The sequence below is a fragment of the Isoptericola sp. 178 genome (genome assembly GCF_030586525.1).
Classification (GTDB): Bacteria; Actinomycetota; Actinomycetes; order Actinomycetales; family Cellulomonadaceae; genus Isoptericola; species Isoptericola sediminis.
Genome location: NZ_JAUQYN010000003.1, coordinates 781928 through 796133, shown reverse-complemented (window position 1 = coordinate 796133; position 14206 = coordinate 781928). Strand labels below are relative to the sequence as shown.

Sequence of the window (14206 nt, the reverse complement as noted above, 5' to 3'; positions counted from 1 at the left end):
ACCATTGAATCGGCGGTGCGTCGTCCACCGGTGCCGTCAGGTGGCCGGGGGTCCCTGGCGGACGCGGGCCAGGAGCGACTCGGGGGTGTCCTGGGCCGGGTCCCAGCGCGACTCGACCCACCACGTCGCGCCCGCATCCCGCAGGGCGGCGACGAGCTCGGCGGCCGCGGTGTCGTCGTCGGGCAGGCGACCCTGCACGACGACGTCGAACGGCCGCCCGGCGTCGTCCCGCGCGGAGCGCTCGGCCTCGATCCAGGCGACGAGACCCGCGACGTCGTCGGGTCCCGGGACCTCGGCCGTGCCGCGCAGCTGGGGGACGACGCCGTCCCAGCGCAGCGCGCGGCGCAGGTTCCGGGCCGGCGGCCGGGTGGCGTCCCAGACCCCCACCGGCCACACGGGGATGCGGCCCGCGACGGGCCGCTGCGGGAACTGGAACACACCGGTGCGCACGTGCTCGCCGTCGGCGGTGAAGGGCTCGCCCGACCACGACCGCTCGAGCCAGGCCAGGGTCTCGTCCAGGGCCGCCGCACGGTCCTTCAGCGTGAGCGGCTGCCCCGGCACCGAGCTGAAGGCGCGGTCGTCGGTGACGCCGACGCCCACCGGCAGCACGAGGCGGCCGCCCGAGAGGTGGTCGACGGTGAGCGCCCGCTGCGCCAGCTCCCACGGCCGGTGCCGGGGTAGCGCGAAGACCATCGCCCCCAGCGTGACGCGTTCGGTGACCGTCGCCGCGGCCGCGAGGATCCCGAAGGGGTCCCACGTCGCCACCGCGCCCTCGCCGAACTCGCCCAGGCTGACGCCGTCCCAGGTGAAGAAGCCGTCCCAGCCGTGCTCCTCGCACGCGCGGGCGATCTCCACGTGCTGGGCGGGTGTGCCGAAGCTGCTGATGAACCCGAACCTCATCTCCGTGACGCTAGACACCCCCTCCGACAACGAGCGTGCTCACTCGCTCCCTCGTCCTGCCCGATGAGGGAGCGAGTGCGCACGCTCGTCGGCGTCGGCGTCGGCGTCGGCGGCGGGGGCAGGGGTGCCGGGACGTAGGGTGACCCCCGTGAGCGACAAGCCGACCGTGGAGATCTGGACCGACGGTGCCTGCAAGGGCAACCCCGGCATCGGGGGATGGGGCGCCCTGCTGCGCTCCGGCGAGCACCGCAAGGAGCTCTTCGGCGGCGAGAAGGCCACGACGAACAACCGCATGGAGCTCACGGCCGTCGTCGAGGCGCTGCGCGCGCTGAAGGGCCCGAGCGACGTCACCCTGCACGTCGACTCCCAGTACGTGATGAACGGCATGAAGTCCTGGATCGCCGGCTGGAAGCGCAACGGGTGGCAGACCGCGGCGAAGAAGCCGGTGAAGAACGCCGACCTCTGGAAGGCCCTCGACGCCGAGGTCGCCCAGCACGACGTGCACTGGGTCTGGGTCAGGGGCCATGCGGGCGACCCGGGCAACGAGCGGGCCGACCAGCTCGCCAACGACGGGGTCGACTCGGTGCGCTGAAACCTGCGACGGACCTCACGACGCACGCACCGGCGCGCACCCCATAGGCTGTGGCCCATGGCTTCTCACTACGACGTCGTTCTCCTCGGAGCTGGCCCCGGCGGCTACGTCGCCGCGATCCGTGCGGCCCAGCTCGGCAAGTCCGTTGCGATCATCGAGGAGAAGTACTGGGGTGGTGTCTGCCTCAACGTGGGCTGCATCCCCTCCAAGGCTCTCCTGCGCAACGCCGAGCTGTCGCACATCTTCCACGAGCAGGCCGACTACTTCGGCATGTCGGGGGACGTGAGCTTCGACTTCGGCAAGGCCTACGACCGGTCCCGCGAGGTGGCGGACGGACGGGTCAAGGGCGTCCACTTCCTCATGAAGAAGAACAAGATCACCGAGTACGACGGCCGCGGCACCTTCCGTGACGCGAACACGATCGAGGTGGCGCTCAACGACGGCGGCACCGAGACCGTGACCGGCGACAACGTGATCATCGCGACCGGTTCCCAGGTCAAGCTGCTTCCCGGCGTCGAGCTCTCCGAGAACGTCGTCACCTACGAGAAGCAGATCATGACGCGCGAGCTGCCGAAGTCGGTCGCCATCGTCGGCGCCGGCGCCATCGGCATGGAGTTCGCCTACGTCATGAAGAACTACGGCGTGGACGTCACCATCGTCGAGTTCCTCGACCGGGCGCTGCCCAACGAGGACGCCGAGGTCTCCAAGGAGATCGCGAAGCAGTACAAGAAGCTCGGCATCAAGATCCTCACCTCCACCGCCGTGCAGTCCGTCGAGGACAACGGCTCCTCGGTCAAGGTCGAGTACAAGGGCGTCAAGGACGACAAGCCCGGCTCGCTCGAGGTCGACAAGGTGCTCATGGCCGTCGGGTTCGCCCCGGCCGTCGAGGGCTTCGGTCTGGAGAACACCGGTGTGCAGCTCACCAAGCAGGGCGCCATCGAGATCGATGAGCACATGCGCACGAACGTGCCGCACATCTTCGCCATCGGTGACGTCACCGCGAAGCTCATGCTCGCCCACGTGGCCGAGGCCATGGGTGTCGTCGCCTCCGAGACCATCGCCGGTGCCGAGACCATGACGCTCGGCGACTACCGGATGATGCCGCGTGCGACGTTCTGCTCGCCGCAGGTCGCCTCCTTCGGCCTCACCGAGGCGCAGGCCAAGGACGAGGGCTACGACGTCAAGGTCGCCAAGTTCCCGACCATGGCCAACGGCAAGGCGCACGGCCTGGGCGAGACCGCCGGCTTCGTCAAGCTCGTCGCCGACTCGAAGTACAACGAGCTGCTCGGCGCCCACCTGATCGGCCCGGACGTCTCGGAGCTGCTGCCCGAGCTCACCCTGGCCCAGAAGTGGGACCTCACGGCCGACGAGGTGGCGCGCAACGTGCACACCCACCCGACGCTGTCGGAGTCCGTCCAGGAGGCCGTGCACGGTCTCGCGGGGCACATGCTCAACCTCTGATCCCTGCGACAGCACGGACAGGTTCGACCGTCCTGCTCGGAGGCCCTGAACTGCGGTATCGCCGCAGTTCAGGGCCTCTTCTGCGCCTCGACCGTGGTGGGCGACCAGGGTCGGCCGAGGGCGGGGGTGCTTCCCTGCGCCGAGGTCAGGAGCCGGTTGGGCAAGAGGTCGGGCGACGCGTGGGTAGGAGCTCTGGCAAGCAAGACATGTCAAAACACCCCCACTAGTGGTAGTTTTTTGACATGCCTGGTCCTGGTGAGGTTCTCGCTCGCGATGCCCTGCGTGATCTTGCGGAGGGGCAGAACGGCCTGGTGTCCCGCAGGCAGGCTGTCGACGACCTGGGCGTGACCCCGGGTGCCCTCGACCATCTCGTCGCTCGTGGAGGGCTGCTCCCCGTGGCTCGCGGCATCTACCGCGTGCCCTACCTGCCAGGCGTCGAGAACGAGCGTTACCAGGTCGCGCTCCTGCGCACGGGTGACCCGGAGGCGGCACTGAGCCATGAGACGGCCCTCGCGCTGCACGAGATCAGCGACGTGAACCCCGCCCGCTACCACGTCACCATCCCTACGGCTCGTCGGATTCGACGGTCCGACAACGACGCCTTCGTGGTCCACGTCGAAAGGTTGATGCCGGACCAGCTCGGCTGGTGGAACCTCATGCGCGTCGTCACGGCGACGACCGCGATCGAGCAGTGCATCGCCTACGGCACGCCCACGTATCTCCTGCGTCAGGCGATCGAGCGCGGGGAGCGGACCGGCGCAGTCCGGCGCGCCGACGTGGCCCGTCTGACCCAGCTCCTGGAGGATCGCGCATGACCGAGGCCGAGCCGCCCGCCAAGACGCTCGCCGACCTCAAGCCCAAGGCCAAGCCGCCGGCCAGCGCGTCGATCCTCGCACAGTGGGTCACCCATGCCGAGAAGGCGCTCGACGTGCCCGCCGCTGGTGGGCGGATGGGCTGGCTCGTCGCGTCCACGGTCGTGATCGCCGCGCTCCAACGCGCGGTCGACTCCGAAGGCGCACCCCGCTTCCTGCTCAAGGGCGGTACCTACCTCCAGCATCGACTGGGCAAGACCGCGCGTGCCACGAGCGACCTCGACGGCCTCGTCCGTGGGGACATCGACGACTTCATCGTCGCGCTCGATGCCGCGTTCGAAGAGCAGTGGGGACCGCTCACGCTCACCCGGTCCGAGGTCGAGACGATCCAGACCCCGACCCGTGTCGTCCAGCCCCGCCGCTTCCAGGTGTTCGTGAGCCTGAAGGGACAGGTGTGGCGCAAGGTCCAGGTCGAGCTCGCGCCAGACGAGGGTGGCGCGGGCGCGATGCCTGAGACGATCCCGGCTCCGCGCCTCGAGCCGTTCGGGCTGCCGACGCCGGACGCACTCGTCACGATGCGCGATGCGCTACCAGATCGCGCAGAAGCTCCACGCGGCCTCGGATCCGCACGAGCCCCCGATGTGGGTCAACGACCGGCCCCGCGACGTCGTCGACCTCGTCCTCCTGCGGTCCATGATCGACGAGGACGGCGAGCCGAGCCTGAGCGACATTCGTCCGGCCGCCATAGCGGTGTTCGACGCGCGCGCTGAGGATGCGCGTGCACTGGGTCGCCCCGAGCGCTCATGGCCGCCGAACGTCACTGCTCATGAACACTGGGCGGCGCGCGACTACGCGACGGCAGCCCGAGACGCCGGCCTGTCGATGCTGCTCGACGGTGCGGTCGCGGCGGTCAACGAGTGGATCGTCCAGATCGACAGCGCGCAGTAGGTGAGTGCGTCCATGCCGAAATCGACGTGGGCCTAGGTGCCTCTGCGGCGATATGCCTGGTGGCCAGCGACCACCGGAGGGCGGCCCCGTTCTCAGGAAGAACACAGTCCGACCACGTATCCTCGGCGTTCCTCGTCGCCCAGCACCCCGGAGGATCCCGGTGACACCCCTCGACGTCGTGCTCGTCGTGCTCCTCGTGGTGGCCGTCGTCGCCGGGCTGTCCCGGGGGCTGCTGGCCACGCTCGGCGGTCTGGTGGGTCTCGTCGTCGGCGGAGTCGTCACCTTCCTGGCCGTGCCCCTCGTGGTCGACGCGTTGCCCACCGCTCAGTGGCGCGGCCCGGCGACGCTCTTCCTCGCCGTCGTGATCCCGCTGATCGGTGCCTCGGTCGGTTCCGGGATCGGGCACGGACTGCGGCGGCAGGTCGACCGCACCCCGCTCGGTCCGCTCGAGCGTCTGCTCGGTGGCGTGGCGAGCCTGCTGGTGGCCGCCGTGGCGCTGTCCTTCCTCGGCACGACGGTCAAAGCGACCGGGTCGCCCGTGCTCGCGCCGGCCGTCTCGTCGTCGTCGGTCCTGCGCACCATCGAGGACTACACGCCGGCCCCCGTGACCCGTTCGCTGGCCCAGGCGCGTGCCGCGGTGGTCGACGACGGGCTGCCGACCCTGGACGGGCTGCTCGATCCGCGTCGGACGCGGGTCGCGCCCGACGTCGACCTCGCGGACCCGGCCCTGGACACCTCCGCCCAGTCGGTGGCGCGGGTCTGGGGCACGGCCTACGCCTGCGGGACGGGGGTGACCGGCTCGGGGTTCGTCGTCGCGTCCGACCGCGTCGTGACCAACGCGCACGTCGTGGCGGGCGTCGAGCGGCCGCTCGTCGAGCTGCCGGGCCGGCCGGCCGAGGAGGGGCGCGTCGTCTACTACGACCCCGACGCCGACCTCGCCGTCGTCGCCGTCGACGGCCTGGACGCCGCGCCGCTCGCCGTCGCCCCGACGCTCGAGGTCGGCGACGCGGCCGTCGTGCAGGGGTACCCCTACGGCGGCCCGTTCACCTCGGTCGGTGCGGAGGTGCTCGACGCCGGGGGCGTGCGTGTCCCCGCGAGCGACGGCAGCGGCCGGGTCGAGCGCGACGTCTACGCGCTCGCCGCCGAGATCCGCGCCGGCAACTCCGGCGGCCCGGTGCTGTCCCCGGGCGGCGAGGTCGTCGGCGTGATCTTCGGCAGGTCGCAGTCCGACGACGGGCTCGGCTACGGCGTGACCACGAACGAGCTGATGCCGGTGGTCGCGCAGGCTCCCGACCTGCAGGACGCCGTCACACCGGGGAGCTGCTCCGGCTGAGCGGGCCCTCCGCGCGCACCACGCGTTCCGGGGTGCAGACCCGCTCCAACCATCGGGCCAGGCCCTCCGGGTCGCGCTCCGCGGTGCCGAACCCCACGAACCCGTCCGGACGAACGGCCACCAGGCCGTGCCCGGGACTGCTCTGGAGGCGGTGCGTGCTGACCCACGGGCCGAGGCCGCGCGCGTCGGGCGCCGGGGCGTCCCGGTCGAGGAGCAGGTGGATCCCGGGGTGCGCGGTCAGCTCGTGCAGCCGTCGGCGCCGTCCCTCGTGGACGACGGCGCGGTCGGGGAGGTGCCGTCCCGGGCGAGGGCTCCGTCGGGCGGACGTCCCGTCGGCGGACACGGGGCTGCTGCGGTAGCTCGTCCAGTCCTGGGACAGCAGCCGGACGAGCAACGCCATGACCCGCGGCTGTGCGGTGACGGTCGGGACCAACGGTGCGGCCCACGGCAGCAGGGTGCCCCGCAGCAGCGTCGGCAGCGGTGTCGTCGAGGCCTCCCCGTAGAAGACCAGGTGGGTCAGGGCCAGCACCCGGCGGTCGACCGGACGTCGCTCGAGCCCGTAGGAGTCCAGCAGTGCCTCGGGGTCCCCGCACCCGGACGCCGCGAAAGCGAGCTTCCACCCCAGGTTCACGCCGTCGAGGATCCCCGTGTTCATCCCCTGCGCCGCAGCCGGTGAGTGCGCGTGCGCCGCGTCGCCGGCGAGGAAGAGCCGACCGCGACGGAAGGCGCCGGCCATCCGGTGCTGGAGCCGGACGCGCGCCGACCACCGCAGGTCGGTGACGGCGGCGGGCAGGCCGGCGGCCTCCAGCAGCCGGTGCACCTCGGACGCGGGGACCGGCTCCCCGGGCTGCCCGAAGGGGGCTCCGTGCCCGGTCGTCGCTCGGGTGGCGAGGACACGCCAGGTGGCCCCCTCGCCCAGGGCGAAGAGGAAGACCAGGCCGGGGCGGCCGACCACGACGTGCAGCAGACCCGGTGCCAGGGCGGCGTCGAGCTCGACGTCGGCCAGGACGACCTCCTCGCGGTACGGGCCGCCACGCCAGCCGACCCCCGCGATCCGACGGACGGTGCTCGCCGGCCCGTCGCACCCCGCGACGAACCGGCTGGTCACCTGCTGCACGGACCCCCCGACGCGCACCTCGGCGCGGGCGGCGTCGTCCGTGGTGGACGCCGTCACGAGCTCGGCGTCCCGCTCGACCGTGACGCCGCGCTCCTGGAGCGCGGCCCCGAGCACGGCCTCGACGTCCGCCTGCCGCGCCAGCGTCAGGTGCGGGTAGGGCGTGCCCGGCCAGGTGACGTCGGTCAGCCGGACGTCGACCACGCGCCTCCCGAGGTGGACCGAGGCCCGCGGAGCACGGTCGGCGCGGTCCAGCAGCTCGTCCACCACTCCGAGCGGACGCAGGGACTCGAGCGTGCGCGGGTGCAGGATCATCGCTCGTGACGGGCGGAACGCCTCCGGGCGGCGCTCCACGACACGGACCGACGCCCCGTGGTCGTGCGCCTGCAGAGCCGTCGTGAGCCCGGTGGGACCGGCGCCCACCACCAGGACGTCGACGTCGGTGCTCATCCCTCGACCACCTGCCACCAGCCGCCGCTCCCCGGGAGTGCCGTCTCGGCGGACCGCCGGATCGCCTCGTCACGGCCCAGACCGGGCTCGATCCGGTAGTCGATGGACGGCGGCTCGCTCACGAGCGCGAGCACGCGCCACAGCGACCGGGCGTAGTGCTCGGCACGTTCGCTGCCGTCCCACTCGTACAGGCCGCGGTAGACGTGCCGTTCGTCGGCCGCGAGCCACAGCTTGGACACGAAACCCGGGAACCCGACGAACAGCGGGGTGTTCAGCAGGCTCTCGGCGCGGAACGCGGCGTGCCCACGTGGCCCACGGACACCGCGCAGCCGGAACGAGACCGCCAGGAAGCAGGGGTCGCGAGGTCCCCGGGCAACGACCGTCTCGCGGTAGGTCGTCGCCGTCGTCCCGTCGGCGAAGCGGAACGTCCTGCCGAGGTTGTGGCGGGGGAGTCGCACCTGTCCGCGAACCAGCAGCGGGACGCTGACGGCGACGCACCGTGCGACCGCCGGCCAGGCGACCCGCTGGGGTGCGGGGCGCGGGCTCGCCATGTCTGCCTCCCTGCCTCGCGCGTCGGCGAGGAGCCGGCCCGTGTCAGACGGACGGTGGTGGCGGTCCCGGGTCGGCCGGTCCGCGAACGGTCTCCCGCGCGCCCATGTCGAGCCGGAACGGCGGGTACTCGTCCGTCATGAGTGCCGCGTACGCGGCGACCCGCAACGCCCAGCGCTGCAGGCCCAGCACGAGCTCGTAGATCCCGCGCGGGTAGTCGCCCCGGAACAGCAGCACGACCGCGGCGAAGAACACGAGCACGCCGACGAGCCCGACGCCGGGCGGCCAGTCGGTGACCACGACGGTCCCGTCGGAGGCGATCTCCGTCGTGCGCGAGCTGGTGCCCAGCAGGATGCCGACGACGATGTAGTGGGGGATGGCGAGCAGCCACCACTTCACCAGCACGAGACCGCGGGAGAGATGCTGCGGGGGCGTGACGTCGAGGTGGGTGGGGTAGTCGGGCACGTCGGCGAGGGTGAACGGCGGGTACCGGTCCGTACCGAGGGCACCGTAGGAGTAGTACGACACCCGCCAGGACCAGCGCAGGACGCCGACGTTGAAGGTGAAGATCCCCTGCGGGTAGCGCCCCGTGAACAGGATCGCGAAGAACGCGATGACGGTCAGCACCGCGAAGGCGATCCAGAGCCCGATGAGGATCACGACGTGGGGGAAGATCAGCAGCCACTTGACCAGCCACAGTCCGCGGGAGAGCTGGGCGGGCGGCTCGGCGTCCATCCGCAACGGGTACGGGGCCGGCCCGGTGGGTCGGGGCGGATTCGTGTCGGTCATCGGTGTCTCCCTGGCACGGTCACGAGGCGAGCGATCCCGGTGACGATCCCGATGACGCTGCCCACCATGGCCACGACCAGCAGGATCCGGACGACGATCGTCCAGTCGAACGACCAGCCCGCGAAGTCGAACGGGAAGACCCGCCACACGGCCACGGTGGCGACGAGCCCGACCGCCGTGACGACGAGGTCGCCGAGCGCTCGCAGCCAGAGCGGGTCCACCACGAGGTAGACGACGTTGGCGGCGATGCCGACGACGATCGAGGCGTCGACCAGGGGGAGGACCTCGAGGGTCGCCGGGGTCAGGAACGGCACCGCCTCCCAGCCGGGCCAGCCGTGGATGAGCACGAGCAGCAGGCCGTTGGCGAGCACCGCGAAGGAGTAGCCGACCCGTCGCGCGGCGCCGGTGGGCCGACGACGGGTGGTGTCCGTGGTCCGTGGAGCGTTCATCACAGGCCGACCCCCGTCCGTGCGGGCCCCGGGTCGGCGCCCGTCCTGGTTCGATCATGCTCCCCGTGCGCGGCGCTCGCCCGGGCCGTCGGTCCCGCGGTGGCGGGACCTTCGGCCCGGGTCCTCGAGGTCAGGGCAGCTTGACCTTGCCGGCCTTCATCTTGGCCAGGGAGTACTTCTCGAAGCCGATCTTGAACGCGTGGTTCTGCGGTCCGGGCACCATGACGGCGGCCTTGCGCGGCGGCAGCATGTGGTCGGCGACCATCGCCACGCCGTTGTTCCCGGCGTCCATGACGCACAGGGCCGGGATCTTGCCGAACTCCTTGGCGGCCGTCGGCTCCTCGCCGCGGACCTGGGCGACGATGTTCTCGGCGGCGATGTGGGCCTGCTGCTCGCTCGGGAACCCGGTCTTGGGGATGCCGGTCGCGACCTGGGTCGTCCAGGGCACGGGCACGGCGGCGGCGATGCCGACGGCGTAGACGTCGTCCCACTTCTCGGACTGGTAGGTCGGGCGGACCTTGACGTAGTTGCCGGCGTCGACCAGGTCCGGGGTCTTGGCGAGGAAGTCCTGCCCGCGGAACGGGGGGACGATCATGGCGAACTTGTACGGCAGCTCGCGCCCGTCGGACAGCACGACCGTGTCGGGCTTGATCTCCTGGATCGACTGGTTCGGCTCGACGGTGATGCCCTCCTTCTTGGCGAACATCCGCATCAGCGGCTTGGCGCCCGGCATGCCGTCGATGCCGAAGTGTCCCGCGAAGGGCTCGGAGGTGACGTAGGTCAGCTTGACCTTGCCGTGCAGGCCGGCGCGGCGCAGCTGGTAGGAGGTGTTGAAGAGGAACTCGTACGCCGCCCCGAAGCAGCTCGCGCGCTGCGTGGCGCCGATGACCACGTCACCGGGGTCGTCGAGGAACCGGCGCCAGGCGTCGTAGGTGCGCTCGGCGTCGTGGAGCGTGGTGATGGTGGGCGTGTCGCGCATCCCGGGGACGACGTCGAGGTCGTTGCGGTACCCCGTGGCGATCACCAGGTAGTCGTAGTCGAACGTGCCCTCGGTGGTCTCGACCCGGTGGTGGTCGGGGTCGACGTAGCTCGCCTCGCCGTGGACGAACCGCACACCCTTCTTGGTGAACGTCGGCTCCAGGGGGAACGTGATGTCGGTGCGGCCGCGACGGCCGAACGGCAGCCAGATCAGGGAGGGGTTGAACACGAACCGGTCCGAGGCCGAGACGACGGTGACGTCGACCTCGTCGCCCAGGTCGGACTTGATGGACAGGGCGGCCGTCATCCCTGCGAAGCTGCCGCCGAGAACCAGGACACGAGCGGTCATGATCGACTCCTTCATCGCGGACCTACCGTTGTTTCCAGGCTACTCCTCACACCCTGGGGGGTATGTGTTTGTGACGGACTTCACCCGCGTGGCAGAAGGGTGCGTCCGGGTCACGATCCGGCCTGCACCGCATCACGATCCGGCCAACCGTGGCGTGCCCCCGCGCGAGTCCGCGCCCGCGGAGTGAAGGTGTGGTGAACGTGAATACTGTGGCGGTGCCGGGTGTTGGCACCCGAGGGCCTCCGGGGGGAGGATCGTGCGCGCTGCGCACGACCGCGCCACTGCGAGCCGGGGGCCCGCACCGACGAGCAGCACCACCGTGCTGCGGATTCCGCGACGACAGGACGAACGACGACCTATGACTGATCTGCTGTACGTCAACGGCGGCACGCCGCTGCAGGGCACCATCGAGGTGCGTGGAGCGAAGAACTTCGTGTCCAAGGCGATGGTGGCCTCCCTGCTGGGAGAGTCGGCGAGCGTGCTGCGCAACGTCCCGCAGATCCGTGACGTCGCGGTCGTCTCCGGCCTCCTCGAGCTGCACGGGGTCAACGTCAAGTACGACCCGGAGGCCGGCATCCTCGACCTCGACCCGTCGAACGTCGAGTCGGCGCACGTCGCGGACATCGACGCGCACGCCGGGTCCAGCCGCATCCCGATCCTGTTCTGCGGCCCCCTGCTGCACCGTCTCGGTGAGGCCTTCATCCCGGACCTGGGCGGCTGCCGGATCGGCGACCGGCCGATCAACTACCACCTCGACATCCTGCGCCAGTTCGGTGCCGTCGTCGACAAGCGGCCCAACGGCATCCACCTGCGTGCGCCGCGGCGCCTGCAGGGCACCCGGATCGAGCTGCCCTACCCGTCCGTCGGGGCCACCGAGCAGCTGCTGCTGACGGCCGTGCGGGCCGAGGGCATCACCGAGCTGACCGGTGCGGCGATCGAGCCCGAGATCATGGACCTCATCGCGGTGCTGCAGAAGATGGGCGCGATCATCTCGGTCGACACCGACCGGGTGATCCGCATCGAGGGCGTCGACCGTCTCGACGGCTATGTCCACAACGCCCTCGGCGACCGCATCGAGGCCGCGTCCTGGGCCTCGGCCGCGCTGGCGACCGGCGGTGACGTGACCATCAAGGGCGCCACCCAGCCCGAGATGATGACGTTCCTCAACACCTACCGCAAGGTCGGCGGCCAGTTCGACGTCCAGGACGACGGCATCCGGTTCTGGCACCCGGGCGGGGAGCTGCGCTCCATCGTGCTCGAGACGGACGTCCACCCCGGTTTCATGACCGACTGGCAGCAGCCGCTGGTCGTCGCGCTCACGCAGGCCACGGGTCTGTCGATCGTGCACGAGACCGTGTACGAGAACCGGTTCGGGTTCACCGAGGCGCTGCGCCAGATGGGCGCCACGATCCAGGTCTACAAGGAGTGCCTCGGCGGCGCGGCCTGCCGTTTCGGCCGCCGCAACTTCCAGCACTCCGCCGTGGTGTCCGGGCCGACCCCCCTCGAGGCGGCCGACATCGAGGTGCCGGACCTGCGCGGCGGGTTCTCCCACCTCATCGCGGCGCTGGCGGCCAAGGGCACCTCGACGGTGCGCGGCATCAGCCTCATCGACCGCGGGTACGAGTCCTTCCAGGACAAGCTGGCGGCGCTGGGCGCCGACGTCGCCCGGGGCTGACGCCTGCGGTCGGCAGGTAGGCTTCCGGCCGTGCCCATCGCCAGACCTGAGTCGCGGCTCTACCGCGTCATCGCGAAGATCGTCCGGCCCGTGCTGTTCTCGATGTGCCGCTACGAGTGGAGCGGCAGCGAGAACCTCCCCACGGACGGCGGATTCATCGCGGCCGCCAACCATGCGACCGAGCTCGACGCCCTGACGTTCGTGCACTACCTGTTCGACCAGGGTGTCGAGCCGCGCGTGCTGGCCAAGCGCGGGCTGTTCGACGTGCCGGTCGTCGGGGGTGCGCTGCGTGCGACGAACATGATCCCCGTCGACCGGGGCAGCCAGGCGGCCGCCGCCTCGCTGGAGCGCGCGGGTCGCGAGCTCGGGGAGGGCGCCTGCGTGGCGGTGTTCCCGGAGGGGACGCTGACGCGCGACCCCGACCTGTGGCCGATGGAGCCGAAGACGGGTCTGGCCCGGATCGCCCTGGCGTCGAAGCTGCCGGTCGTCCCCGTGGCGCAGTGGGGCGCGACGGACATCCTGCCCCGCTACGGCAAGCTGCCGCGGCTCTTCCCGCGCAAGCGGGTCCAGGTCACGGCCGGCCCGCCGGTCGACCTGAGCGACCTGTACGACCGACCGCTCGACTCCGCCACCCTGCGCGAGGCGATGGACCGCGTGATGGACGCCATCACCGCCCAGCTCGCCACGCTCCGGGGCGAGGAGCCGCCGGCGCGACGGTTCGACCTGCGCAAGCACCCTGACTACGAGGTGAGACAGATGCACTACCCGCCGGTGGAGCGCCCGTGAGGGGCCCGACGACAGCGGTCCTGGGCTCCGGCTCCTGGGGCACCACGTTCGCGATGGTCATGGCCGACGCCGGCTGCGACGTCACCCTGTGGGGCCGGGACGAGGCCCTGGTCCGCCAGGTGGCCGAGGAGCGACGCAACAGCAAGTACCTGCCCGACGTCGAGCTCCCGGCGATGGCCGCCACGACCGACGCCGCCGCCGCGCTCGCCGGGGCGAGGATCGTCGTCGTCGCCATCCCCTCCCAGGTGGCCCGGCGCACCCTGGAGCCGCTGCGCGAGCACCTCGAGCCCGACGCGATCGTCGTCTCCCTGATGAAGGGCGTCGAGCTCAGCACCGACAAGCGCATGAGCCAGGTCGTGGCCGAGGCCCTCGACGTCCCGGACGAGCGCGTGGCCGTCGTGTCCGGGCCCAACCTGGCCAAGGAGATCGCCGCCCGGCAGCCCACGGCGACGGTGGTGGCGTGCTCCGACGCCGAGAACGCGCGGGTCGTGGCCGAGGCCTGCTCGAACTCGTACTTCCGGCCCTACACCAACTCCGACGTCGTCGGTGTCGAGCTGTGCGGCGCGGTGAAGAACATCATCGCGCTGGCCGTCGGCATGGCGCAGGGCAGCGGGTTCGGCTGGAACACGACGGCGACCGTCATCACCCGGGGGCTCGTCGAGATCACCCGCCTGGGGCGGGCGCTGGGCGCCGAGCAGGAGACGTTCGCCGGCCTGGCGGGCATGGGCGACCTCGTCGCCACCTGCGCCTCGCCGCTGTCGCGCAACCACTCGCTGGGCAAGTACGTCGGCCAGGGCATGAGCCTGGAGGAGGCGCTGGAGGCCACCGGCACGACGGCGGAGGGCGTGAAGTCCTCCCGCTCCGTCCTCGAGCTGGCCCAGCAGCACGGTGTCGACATGCCCATCACGGCCGGTGTCGTGGCCGTGCTGCACGAGGGGCTCTCGGTGGACGAGATGGCGCGCGCGCTGCTGTCTCGCCCGCAGAAGTCCGAGAGCCTCGCCGACTGAGCGGCCGGCCGGCC

General features: G+C 71.4%; 15 protein-coding genes. 9 read left to right on the top strand and 6 right to left on the bottom strand.

Translation table 11 applies throughout. The annotated features are described in order from the left end of the window. Window positions 1-36 precede the first annotated feature (36 nt). Window positions 37-900 (bottom strand): LLM class flavin-dependent oxidoreductase, encoded by an 864-nt coding sequence (locus tag Q6349_RS12930; protein WP_304604402.1) that lies wholly within the window; start codon window positions 898-900, stop codon window positions 37-39. A gap of 148 nt (window positions 901-1048) precedes the next feature. On the opposite strand from Q6349_RS12930, the gene rnhA reads away from it, so the two are divergent. The 6 genes from rnhA (at window position 1049) to Q6349_RS12900 (ending at window position 6046) form a co-directional block, all read left to right on the top strand. Further along, window positions 1049-1492, top strand: coding sequence for a ribonuclease HI (rnhA, locus tag Q6349_RS12925; protein WP_304604401.1), 444 nt, complete (start codon window positions 1049-1051; stop codon window positions 1490-1492). A gap of 57 nt (window positions 1493-1549) precedes the next feature. Continuing rightward, window positions 1550-2953, top strand: a complete 1404-nt coding sequence (gene lpdA / locus Q6349_RS12920; RefSeq protein ID WP_171247241.1) for a dihydrolipoyl dehydrogenase — start codon at window positions 1550-1552, stop codon at window positions 2951-2953. Window positions 2954-3195: 242 nt separating this feature from the next. Continuing rightward, window positions 3196-3768, top strand: a complete 573-nt coding sequence (locus Q6349_RS12915) for a type IV toxin-antitoxin system AbiEi family antitoxin domain-containing protein (RefSeq protein ID WP_304604400.1) — start codon at window positions 3196-3198, stop codon at window positions 3766-3768. Continuing rightward, window positions 3765-4535 carry a nucleotidyl transferase AbiEii/AbiGii toxin family protein gene (locus tag Q6349_RS12910; protein ID WP_304604399.1) on the top strand — a complete coding sequence of 257 codons (771 nt, stop codon included), beginning with the start codon at window positions 3765-3767 and terminating at the stop codon, window positions 4533-4535. The genes Q6349_RS12915 and Q6349_RS12910 overlap by 4 nt, the downstream gene beginning before the upstream one ends. Then, the gene (locus Q6349_RS12905) at window positions 4459-4713 is read left to right on the top strand and encodes a hypothetical protein (protein WP_304604398.1); all 255 of its coding nucleotides are present in this window, start codon (window positions 4459-4461) and stop codon (window positions 4711-4713) included. The genes Q6349_RS12910 and Q6349_RS12905 overlap by 77 nt, the downstream gene beginning before the upstream one ends. Before the next feature lie 160 nt (window positions 4714-4873). Continuing rightward, entirely contained in the window at window positions 4874-6046 is a 1173-nt protein-coding gene (locus Q6349_RS12900) for a MarP family serine protease (RefSeq protein ID WP_304604397.1), read from the top strand. Here the strand turns inward: Q6349_RS12900 and Q6349_RS12895 are convergent. The 5 genes from Q6349_RS12895 to Q6349_RS12875 form a co-directional block, all read right to left on the bottom strand. Then, window positions 6021-7610 carry an FAD-dependent monooxygenase gene (locus Q6349_RS12895; protein WP_304604396.1) on the bottom strand — a complete coding sequence of 530 codons (1590 nt, stop codon included), beginning with the start codon at window positions 7608-7610 and terminating at the stop codon, window positions 6021-6023. The genes Q6349_RS12900 and Q6349_RS12895 overlap by 26 nt on opposite strands. Continuing rightward, window positions 7607-8161, bottom strand: a complete 555-nt coding sequence (locus Q6349_RS12890; protein WP_304604395.1) for a hypothetical protein — start codon at window positions 8159-8161, stop codon at window positions 7607-7609. The genes Q6349_RS12895 and Q6349_RS12890 overlap by 4 nt, the downstream gene beginning before the upstream one ends. Window positions 8162-8204: 43 nt before the next feature. After that, window positions 8205-8948 (bottom strand): DUF4389 domain-containing protein, encoded by a 744-nt coding sequence (locus Q6349_RS12885; RefSeq protein ID WP_304604394.1) that lies wholly within the window; start codon window positions 8946-8948, stop codon window positions 8205-8207. Beyond that, entirely contained in the window at window positions 8945-9397 is a 453-nt protein-coding gene (locus Q6349_RS12880) for a hypothetical protein (RefSeq protein ID WP_304604393.1), read from the bottom strand. Before Q6349_RS12880 ends, Q6349_RS12885 begins: the two co-directional genes overlap by 4 nt. 130 nt (window positions 9398-9527) lie before the next feature. Further along, window positions 9528-10724, bottom strand: a complete 1197-nt coding sequence (locus Q6349_RS12875) for an NAD(P)/FAD-dependent oxidoreductase (protein ID WP_304604392.1) — start codon at window positions 10722-10724, stop codon at window positions 9528-9530. Between the two features lie 358 nt (window positions 10725-11082). Between Q6349_RS12875 and murA the strand changes: the two genes are divergently transcribed. From murA to Q6349_RS12860, 3 genes are read left to right on the top strand one after another with little or no spacing between them, the layout of a single operon-like run. After that, window positions 11083-12399, top strand: coding sequence for a UDP-N-acetylglucosamine 1-carboxyvinyltransferase (murA, locus tag Q6349_RS12870; RefSeq protein WP_171247226.1), 1317 nt, complete (start codon window positions 11083-11085; stop codon window positions 12397-12399). A 30-nt stretch (window positions 12400-12429) separates the two neighbouring features. Then, window positions 12430-13185 (top strand): 1-acyl-sn-glycerol-3-phosphate acyltransferase, encoded by a 756-nt coding sequence (locus Q6349_RS12865; RefSeq protein ID WP_304604391.1) that lies wholly within the window; start codon window positions 12430-12432, stop codon window positions 13183-13185. Further along, the gene (locus tag Q6349_RS12860; RefSeq protein WP_304604390.1) at window positions 13182-14192 is read left to right on the top strand and encodes an NAD(P)H-dependent glycerol-3-phosphate dehydrogenase; all 1011 of its coding nucleotides are present in this window, start codon (window positions 13182-13184) and stop codon (window positions 14190-14192) included. Before Q6349_RS12865 ends, Q6349_RS12860 begins: the two co-directional genes overlap by 4 nt. The last annotated feature ends 14 nt before the right edge of the window (window positions 14193-14206 follow it).